We start from the raw sequence: 1312 nt of genomic DNA on the forward strand, positions 1-1312 counted from the left end.
TGTACTAATTGCCCGTGAGGCTTAACCATACAACACCCAAGGGGTTTTGATGGACTCAATGAAAGAACGTTGAATGTGTAAGAACGAGAATTAAAAAAACAGCTTTCCGAATTAAAGAATTTGCTTGGCGACCATAGCGTTTTGGACCCACCTGATTTCCATGCCGAACTCAGAAGTGAAACGAAATAGCGCCGATGGTAGTGTGGGGCTTCCCCATGTGAGAGTAGGACATCGCCAGGCTTTAGTTTTAAGAAGCCCGCTCGAAAGAGCGGGCTTTTTTGCATCTATAGAGTTTTAAAATTAGCCCACTTTATACCTAAAAAGTGTTCATCTAAGGTGCGATATACTTGCTCTCTGCAACCTTCCAAAAGGCTTTAACAAGCGGATTCTCCAGCTGAGTTTTGTTGCAGCAAACACCAAGTTTAAAAGGTTTAATTGGTAAGACTTTTAAACGATTTATCTTTTCTCTTACCGGACTGTTGTTGATTACAACATCAGGTGCGATACCTACTCCACACCCCAATGCAACCATACTTACGATGGCTTCATGTCCGGAGGTTTGTGCGTAGATCTTTGGCTTTATTTTCATTTGTTTGAGCCAAGTATTGGCCCTGTCCCTTGCCGTTCCTGCTTCTGGGAGTATGAATGGAATGACCGACCAGTCTGGTTTTTCTTTTTGTAGCTCTTCAGCAAACGCACTAACCCCAACAGGTACGATGACAGAAAGTGGGATTTCACTGATCGTTTCAAATGCGATTTTATTTGGCATCTGTTCTGACTTGGCTGATATGGCAATATCGGCTTCATCTGCTAGTATTTTGTCGATCGCTTGAGCTGGATCGCCGGTTGATAGTTTGAACTCAATGAAAGGGTTCTGAATACGAAAGTCAGAGATTAGCTCCGGAAGATGGCTGTAGCTTGCAGTAACAGAACAAAAGAGACGGATTTCTCCTTTCAATTCATCCTCGGTTCCCTTCAGGTGACTCTGATACTGCTGCCATTCGCCAAGAATCTTTAAGGCAACTGGGACTAGCTTTTTACCTTGGATAGTTAAATCAACGCTACGGTTGTCGCGTAAAAACAATTGTTGGCTGGTTTCCTCCTCTAATTTTTGTATCTGTCGGCTTAAGGCTGAAGGGCTAATATGCATTGCCGCTGCGGTCTTGGCGAAACTTTTACTCTCACAGAGATGAATGAAAAGTTGCAGGCTTTTGATATTCATTAAATTTTCATTTCCATGTTGCATAAATTGCAATAACTAATTGTGAATATATCACTTTAAGCAATCTCATGTCTGTTTTAGTATGAAGTT

The 1312-nt window shown here is 41.9% G+C and carries 1 protein-coding gene and 1 rRNA gene; one reads left to right on the forward strand and one right to left on the reverse strand.

Going from position 1 to position 1312, the window contains the following annotated elements:
* The first annotated feature begins 123 nt into the window (after positions 1–123).
* Positions 124–240 (forward strand): 5S ribosomal RNA (gene rrf, locus IQR33_RS06245).
* Positions 241–331: 91 nt separating this feature from the next.
* On the opposite strand, the gene ilvY is transcribed toward rrf, so the two are convergent.
* Complete coding sequence (gene ilvY, locus IQR33_RS06250; protein WP_005379097.1) at positions 332–1222, reverse strand: HTH-type transcriptional activator IlvY; 891 nt, start codon at positions 1220–1222, stop codon at positions 332–334.
* Positions 1223–1312: the final 90 nt, after the last annotated feature.

The sequence above is a fragment of the Vibrio sp. OPT46 genome (genome assembly GCF_015163535.1).
In the GTDB taxonomy this organism is placed as follows: Bacteria; Pseudomonadota; Gammaproteobacteria; order Enterobacterales; family Vibrionaceae; genus Vibrio; species Vibrio alginolyticus.

Bases quoted from the DNA above. Each gene is read 5' to 3' on its own strand.
- ilvY (WP_005379097.1), bottom strand. From the start codon at position 1,222: ATGAATATCAAAAGCCTGCAACTTTTCATTCATCTCTGTGAGAGTAAA.